At 64.4% G+C, this 7838-nt stretch carries 6 protein-coding genes; 4 read left to right on the plus strand and 2 right to left on the minus strand.

Annotated features, from left to right (window positions below):
* The first annotated feature begins 158 nt into the window (after positions 1–158).
* A complete protein-coding gene (locus ACFDS3_RS17760) occupies positions 159–1469 on the plus strand; it encodes a cytochrome-c peroxidase (RefSeq protein WP_375263690.1) in 1311 nt (436 codons plus the stop codon).
* Here ACFDS3_RS17760 and ACFDS3_RS17765 read toward each other — a convergent pair whose 3' ends face one another.
* Both ACFDS3_RS17765 and ACFDS3_RS17770 read right to left on the minus strand, forming a co-directional pair.
* Positions 1470–2978 carry a CRTAC1 family protein gene (locus ACFDS3_RS17765; RefSeq protein WP_375263691.1) on the minus strand — a complete coding sequence of 503 codons (1509 nt, stop codon included), beginning with the start codon at positions 2976–2978 and terminating at the stop codon, positions 1470–1472.
* Positions 2975–4240: an ROK family protein gene (locus ACFDS3_RS17770; RefSeq protein ID WP_375263692.1), complete on the minus strand. Its 1266-nt coding sequence runs from the start codon at positions 4238–4240 to the stop codon at positions 2975–2977. Before ACFDS3_RS17770 ends, ACFDS3_RS17765 begins: the two co-directional genes overlap by 4 nt.
* A gap of 197 nt (positions 4241–4437) precedes the next feature.
* Between ACFDS3_RS17770 and xylF the strand changes: the two genes are divergently transcribed.
* The 3 genes from xylF (at position 4438) to ACFDS3_RS17785 (ending at position 7622) form a co-directional block, all read left to right on the plus strand.
* Complete coding sequence (gene xylF / locus ACFDS3_RS17775; RefSeq protein WP_375263693.1) at positions 4438–5469, plus strand: D-xylose ABC transporter substrate-binding protein; 1032 nt, start codon at positions 4438–4440, stop codon at positions 5467–5469.
* Between the two features lie 96 nt (positions 5470–5565).
* Entirely contained in the window at positions 5566–6858 is a 1293-nt protein-coding gene (locus ACFDS3_RS17780; protein ID WP_375263694.1) for a sugar ABC transporter permease, read from the plus strand.
* Positions 6858–7622: an ATP-binding cassette domain-containing protein gene (locus tag ACFDS3_RS17785; protein ID WP_375263695.1), complete on the plus strand. Its 765-nt coding sequence runs from the start codon at positions 6858–6860 to the stop codon at positions 7620–7622. The genes ACFDS3_RS17780 and ACFDS3_RS17785 overlap by 1 nt, the downstream gene beginning before the upstream one ends.
* Positions 7623–7838: the final 216 nt, after the last annotated feature.

A 7838-nucleotide genomic window follows, 5' to 3' on the forward strand; every position in this document is an offset into this window, starting at 1 on the left:
CCGTGAATCATGCGGGCCGCACAGCCTCAACCTGATTAATGGGTCCTGAGCCTAGACTTAGGTAATTGCCCAGCCGCTCCGCCACGACTTGTTCAAACCTCGGGGTGGACGTTCAGGCGGGCTTGCGTCGGTCATTCCGCGGTGCTTGGGTTGCCCTCATGTCTCGCCTGTTTTTCATCGCCGCCGTTCTGGCTGCCCCGGCCTTGGCGGATCCGATCCTGCTGGATCCCGCTGGATTCGCTTACCATTCACCGGCCGAGGTCAAGCTGGGCCAGTTGCTCTTCTACGACCCGATCTTGTCGGGCGGTCGATCCGTCAGTTGCGCCTCGTGCCATCACCCGCGCTTCGGGACTGGCGACGGTATGGCGCTCGGACTGGGGGACGGAGGGATAGGGCTTGGTCCGGAGAGACACGTCGACCCGAACAACATGCCCGAACAACGGGTGCCACGAAACGCCACCGCCCTGTTCAACCTCGGACACCGCGATGTCACCGTGATGTTCGCCGACGGGCGGATCGAGGTTGATCCAAGCCGCCCCTCGGGCCTACGCACCCCTATCGAAGACGACATGGTCGCCGGCTTCGCCAGCCTACTGTCGGCGCAAACGATGTTTCCGGTTCTATCGCCGGACGAAATGGCCGGGCACTATCAGGAGAGCGACGTTTCACAGTCCGTACGCCAAGGTCGCCTGACGGGAGAAGGGGGCGCGTGGAACATCATCGCTGATCGCGTTGCTGCCATCCCAGGCTATGCGGAACAGTTCGCCGAGGTTTATCCCGAGATCGCTGCCGGCCGTGACGTCGCCTTCACCGACATCTCAAACGCGATTGCCGCCTTCGTGGCCGTGGAGTGGCGCGCCGACGATACGCTTTACGATCGCTACCTGCGCGGCACAGCCGAGTTGCCCGCGCTTGCCCACGAGGGGATGGAGCTGTTTTTTGGGCCGGCAGGCTGCAGCAGCTGCCATTCCGGCCCGCTGTTGTCGGACCAGGCGTTCTACGCGATGGGAGCACCGCAGCTTGGGCCGGGCAAGGCCGAGCGCTTTGAGGGTCATCAGCGCGACTTGGGCCGTATGCGCGTCACGGGTCGTGCGGAAGATGCTTACGCCTTCCGCACTCCAATGCTGCGCAACGTCACCCGCACTGGCCCTTGGGGCCACGCCGGCAGCCATGACGACCTGCGCGCGTTCCTTCGCGATCATGCCGACCCCGTGGCAGCAAGCGAGCGTCCGCTCCCCGAGGTCAAGCTGACCCCACTCGAGGGCGCGGCCGAGGACTGGGCGATCTGGTCGAATCCGGCGGAGCGGGCCGAGATCCTCGCGGCCGTGCGGCACGAGGTGCGGCCTTTATCCGAACGCGAACTCGACGCGCTGATGGCATTTCTGGCGGCGCTCGAGGACGAAACCGCCCTCTATGGGCGGCTCGGGATCCCCGAAGCGGTGCCGTCGGGCCTGCCTGTCGAGCGCTAGCTACTTCTGGCGCGGCCGAAGAACACGGTTAGCCTTGACGTGCTGCCATGCGTCCGCAGAGCCGTCGGGCCAGATAACGCGCATGTCCGCCGTTTCGGCTCCGCCAAGCCCAAAGTGGATCGGGCCGGCTTGGCCACCCGCATGACCGCCGCCCACGGTAATCTCTCGCGCCTGCGTTCCAGAGGTGGTCCGCACTTCTACCCATGCACCGACGGCGCGGCTGTTCGGCGCGGCCATGTGCGGCTCGACCGCCAACCAATTGCCAGCGTCCGTCTCATTCCGCCAGATACGCAACGGCGCACGACGCGCGGACACAACCATATCAAGGCGTCCGTCGCGGTCGAAATCGGCGAGCGCCGCGCCGCGCGACCGAGCGTCGTCGGCGATCCCGGCAGGGCCTCCCGCTTCTTCGAAGCGGCCGTCGGGCGTCTGCATCAAGAGGTTGTTCGGGTCCTTCATCGCGTTCGAGGGCATCTGGTCGACGTTGCCCTTCGCGATGAACAGGTCGAGCCTGCCGTCGTTGTCGACGTCACCGAACTCGGCGTGCCATCCGGTCGAAGGCCTGCCGTCGTCACCTTGATAGGGCCGCTGTGCCGCCGCGCCGACATCGTAAGGGGCGTTGCTCCAGCTGTCGCCGAGGTTGAACTGCAAGAGCTGATCGCCCATCGAGGTCAGCATGACCTCCGGCAGACCGTCCCCGGTGATGTCGGCGCTTGCGATTCCCATGCCCCAGAGGGACACCTTCGCCCAGCCATCCGCCTCGGTGCGCGGGGCAAGCGGGTCGAGGCGCCACATTTCCTCATAGCCGCCACGGACATAGTAGTGGCGGTCATTCGAGATCCGAAGCTCAGGTGTGCCACTCCGCTGCCAGTCAGAGATCAGCATGGACAGTGCGCACCAGCCGGGGGCGATCGGGGCAGGGGGGGCGTACCGGTCATCCTCCGCACGATAGAGGGCGTTCGTGTCGCACGTGCCAAATGGACCTTTCGGATTGTTACGATCCACATAGTTGCCAATGGCGAGGGTCGGCAGGTCGCGGCCCTCCTCCCACGTCGCCGAAAACGCGGTGGACCAGGCGTCTCCGCCGTCGAATCCCCACGCGGCGCTGTTATCTGTGAAGCCGCAGGCTCCGTCACCTTTCAACAGCAGGTTTGGACCCACTCGCAGAACGACGAGATCGAGATGCTCGTCCCCGTCGATATCCAGCGGGTAGAGCCCCGTCGTCTCCCGCATATCGGGCAGGTTTCCTTCGGAGAAGCGTATCGTCTCGCCTTCGGTCTCGTTGACGAAGAGCCGGGCCGGTTCGGTGCCCCCTGCGGCTGCCACGTCCGGCCGCATGTCGCCGTTGCAGTCGAAGACCGCCACGCCCCCCCCGACGAAATGCTCCCATCCGCCGGAGTAGACATGCTCGACCGGCAGTGCGTCGGGTAGCGCCTTGAACGTGGGCGTTCCGGCCCATGCCGAGGCGGGGAAGAGCGCGAGCAAAGTTGTAAAAGCAAACGGCTTCAAGCGACGGCCTCCCGGCTCAAACCCAGTTGGGTTTCGGTGACATTGGACAGAGCAAGGGCCGCCGCGCCGTGCGCCCACATCAGGTCGCCCCACTCGTGGATCTTCAGAGGGGGCAGGTCATCGCCCGCGTCGATGGCGAAGTCACGCATCTCGTGAAGAAGGTCGTCGGCGTTGAGCCAGTCGTAGCGCATCCGCCCGCCCGAGAGGATCAGCAAGGTCGGGTTGAACAGGTTGACCACCGTCGCGAGTCCAGCGGCCAGATACCGGCGCGCCTGTCGGTAAACTGATGCCGCCGTTTCGTCCCCCGCATCCGCGGCGGCGCGCAGCATCTCGATCAGTTCCGGGATCGGCGGCGTGTGCGCCTCGGACAGCTTCAGGGCAACGGCAGCGTCCCGCGCGATCGCGTAGTCGGCCAGATAGGCCTCAAGACAGCCACGCTGGCCGCACCGGCAGAGCGCCCCATCGACCTGCACCTTTGTATGACCAAGCTCGACACCATAGCCGTTCGCCCCCCGGAAGAGGTCGTGGTTCAAAACCATTCCGAACCCCACACCCTGCTCGATCGTGACAACGGCAAAGTTGGACTTCTCGCGCCCCAGCCCGAACCACAACTCGGCGAGGGCCACGAGGTTGGCGTCGTTATCCACGGCCACGGGCACGCCCAGCCGGTCCGAGGCGAGGCGCGAGAGGTCGAAGCTCCGCTCGGCAAAAACCGGGGACCAGTGCACATGGCCCGTCGCGTTCTGGACGAAGCCCGGCACACCGAGCCCGATGCCTCCAAGATCGACCCACGACAGACCGGCCTTCTGCAAAAGCTCCGTCACCATGCCGCCGATTGCCTCGATCTGTGCCGAAGCGGTATGTTCGACCGGCACGAAGTCTCTTTGGACCGAGGCCAGGCGGTTGCCCGCGAAGTCGATAAGGATGCCCGTGCGATCCCGGCTCGACAACTTGATGCCCGCCACCACGAACGCGTCGGGCCGGACGGCGAGGCTCACTGGCGGTCGGCCGCGCGGGGTGACGGGGGGCTTGCGTGGGTCCGTCACCTCCTGAAGGAGCCCGGTTTCTATCAATTCCGCCGTCAGGGTAGACACCGTGCCGGGGGAAATGTTCAGCACGCGCGCCACGCCGGCGCGGGAAACCGGGCCGGACGCGCGAATGAAGTCGAAGAGTCGCAACTTGAGCGGGCGCACCGCCGCAGGGTCTTCAATTATGACGGGACCGCAGGTTGCGACCAGCCGGGTGTCCACGCTGGCCTTCATTTAGCTCCCCTCCCGAACAAAATATTGCCTTCCTTGCGTTCTGCGGCGCGCAAACGGGCGCTGCGGTAGAGCGATCGACGCATGATTGGCTCAATTGACGCCCCGCATCAAATATTAAGTTTGACTGTCGAAGTAAGACGAGCAAAATAACGGGAACCCGGCAGAAACCGATCCGGGTCGTTCAAGGGAGGTCTACCATGAAGAATCGTTTGCTCGTCGCAGCACTGGCCGCGACTGCCCTCACGCCCGCCGCCGTTCTGGCCCAGGACGGCCCGACCGTCGGCGTGAGCTGGTCCAACTTCCAGGAAGAGCGCTGGAAGACCGATGAAGCCGCCATTCAGTCCGCTCTCGAAGAAGCCGGCGCCGAATACGTCTCGGCCGACGCACAGTCGTCGTCCTCGAAGCAGCTGTCGGACATCGAATCGCTGATCAGCCAGGGCGCCGAAGTGCTCATCATTCTCGCACAGGACACCCAGGCGATCATTCCCGCCGTTCAGCGCGCGGCCGATAACGGCATCCCCGTCATCGCCTACGACCGCCTGATCGAAGACGAACGTGCCTTCTACCTGACCTTCGACAACATCGAAGTCGGCCGGATGCAGGCCCGCGCGGTGCTCGAAGAGCAGCCCGAAGGCAACTACGTGATGATCAAGGGTTCGCCCACCGATCCGAACGCCGACTTCCTTCGCCAGGGTCAGCAGGAAGTCCTGCAGGACGCGATTGACTCCGGTGACATCACCATCGTCGGCGAAGCCTACACTGACCAGTGGCTGCCCGCGAACGCGCAGCGCAACATGGAACAGATCCTGACCGCCAACGACAACAACGTCGACGCGGTCGTGGCTTCGAACGACGGCACCGCCGGTGGCGCCGTGGCGGCACTTTCGGCGCAGGGTCTCGACGGCATCCCCGTCTCGGGTCAGGACGCCGACTTCGCCGCGCTGAACCGCATTGCGCAGGGGACGCAGACGGTTTCCGTCTGGAAGGACAGCCGCGATCTGGGCAAGCGCGCCGGCGAGATTGCCGTCGAACTGGCCAGCGGCACCGAGTTGTCCGAGATTGAGGGCGCCGAGCAGTGGACCTCGCCCGCAGGCACCACGCTCTGGGCCGAGTTCCTCGAGCCCGTTCCGGTGACGCAAGGCAACCTCGATGTCGTGGTCGACGCCGGCTGGATCAGCCAAGAAGAGCTATGCCAAGGCGTGTCGGACGGTCCGGCTCCCTGCAACTGATCCGTTGAAACCTGTTCCGGCACGGATCGCCCGTGCCGGAACTGATGCGCGTCCTCCGGGATGCGCTTCTTCCGTATATATCGAAGGGTTACCGTGATGGCCGATGCCAGTGTTTCCCCCGCCTCGTCACAGCGCAAGAACATCCTGAAGACGCTGGAGATCGACACCCGGCTGCTCGGCATGGTCGGTGCCTTCATCGTCGTCTGCGTGATGTTCAACCTGCTGACGGACGGGCGTTTTCTCACCCCGCGCAATATTTTCAACCTGACCATCCAGACGGTCTCGGTTGCCATCATGGCGACGGGGATGGTCTTCGTGATCGTCACGCGCCACATCGACCTGAGCGTGGGCTCCCTGCTCGCGACGTGCTCGGCGATGATGGCGATGACGCAGACGAATTTCCTGCCTGCCATCGGGCTCGATTTCGGGAGCCCGCTGATCGCCCCCGTCGCGATTTTGGTCGGGATCTTGACCGGCGCCGTGATCGGCGCCTTTCAGGGGTGGCTGATCGGCTACCTGTCCATCCCGGCCTTCATCGTGACGCTTGGCGGCCTTCTCGTCTGGCGAAATGTGGCCTGGTACCTGACGAACGGTCAGACCATCGGTCCGCTCGACGAGACCTTCCAGCTTCTGGGCGGCATCGGCGGCACCGTCGGCACGACGGGAAGCTGGATTCTCGGCGTGATCGGCGTGATTGCGGCCGGGGTTGCGATCTGGTCCGCGCGGCGCGCCCGCATCCGGCACGAGTTCCCGGTCAAGCCCGTCTGGGCCGAATTCCTTCTGATGGCCGTCGCCGCCGTCATGATCCTGGGCTTCGTCGCCGTTCTGAACGCCTACGAGGTCCCGAGCCGCGTGCTCGAGCGTCAGTTCGAGGCCTCCGGACAGACCATGCCCGAAGGGTACAGCCAAGGCTACGGCGTGCCGTACTCGGTTCTCCTGCTCATCGCGGTGGCGGTTGTTATGACGATGGTGGCCCGCAAGACGCGCCTCGGCCGCTACATCTTTGCCACCGGCGGGAACCCGGACGCGGCCGAGCTTTCCGGCATCAATACCCGCCTGCTCACGGTCAAGATCTTTGCGATCATGGGCGTGCTCTGCGGGCTTGCCGGTCTCGTCGCTTCGGCGCGCCTGTCCTTCCACTCGAACGACATCGGGACGCTGGACGAGCTTCGCGTGATTGCCGCCGCCGTGATCGGGGGCACTGCCCTCGCTGGTGGCCTCGGCACGATCTACGGGGCCATCCTGGGCGCGCTCATCATGCAGTCGCTGCAATCGGGGATGGCGATGGTCGGCGTGGACGCGCCGTTCCAGAACATCGTCGTGGGTGCCGTGCTGGTCCTCGCTGTCCTCGTGGACATCTTCTATCGCAAAAAGACGGGAGCGAACTGATGATCGACCGCAGCGGAACCCCCCTCGTCGAGTTGCGCGACATCTCGATCGCGTTCGGTGGCGTCAAGGCCGTGGATCACGTCAGCGTCGATCTCTTCCCCGGAGAGGTCGTCGGTCTTCTGGGCCACAACGGCGCAGGGAAATCGACCCTCATCAAGTGCCTGTCGGGCGCTTATCGGCAGGACACGGGCGACGTGCTCGTGAATGGCGAAAAGGCCCACATCGAGAACCCGCGCGACGCGCGCGACTACAACATCGAGACGATCTACCAGACCCTTGCGCTGGCCGACAATCTCGACGCCGCCTCGAACCTGTTCCTGGGGCGCGAGCTGACGACCTCGCTTGGATTCGTCGACGACGCGGCCATGGAGGCAGAAACCCGAAAGATCATGGGGCGGCTCAACCCCAACTTCCGCAAGTTCTCTTCCCCTGTGAAGGCGCTCTCGGGCGGACAGCGGCAGTCCGTTGCCATCGCACGGGCGGTCTACTTCCAGGCAAAGATCCTGATCATGGACGAGCCGACTGCGGCCCTTGGCCCGCAAGAGACCCAGATGGTCGCCGAGTTGATCCAGGAGCTGAAGAAGGACGGCTTGGGCATCTTTTTGATCGACCATGACGTGCACCAGGTCAAGAATCTCTGCGATCGCGCCGCCGTCATGAAAAACGGTGAACTCGTGGGCGTCGTCAACGTGGATGACGTGTCCACCGACGACCTTCTTGCGATGATCATCGCCGGAAAGAAGCCGGAGCATTTGGCGGCCTGAACTACCGTGTTGTCGGACAAGGACCGGATTTGAGTCGATTACCGCGGCGTGAGTTCCAGACACGGAAGGACCCCGGCGAGGTTTCTCGCTGGGGTCTTTTCTTATCCAGCCTGGATACTGCTGCCGTCCGGCCCGACAGGAACGGCAGAGCGTTCGGTTCCCTAGGCTCAGGACCCAATAATCAGGTTGAGGCTGTGCGGCCCGCATGATTCACGG

This window comes from Palleronia sp. (assembly GCF_042089775.1).
Lineage (GTDB): Bacteria > Pseudomonadota > Alphaproteobacteria > Rhodobacterales > Rhodobacteraceae > Palleronia.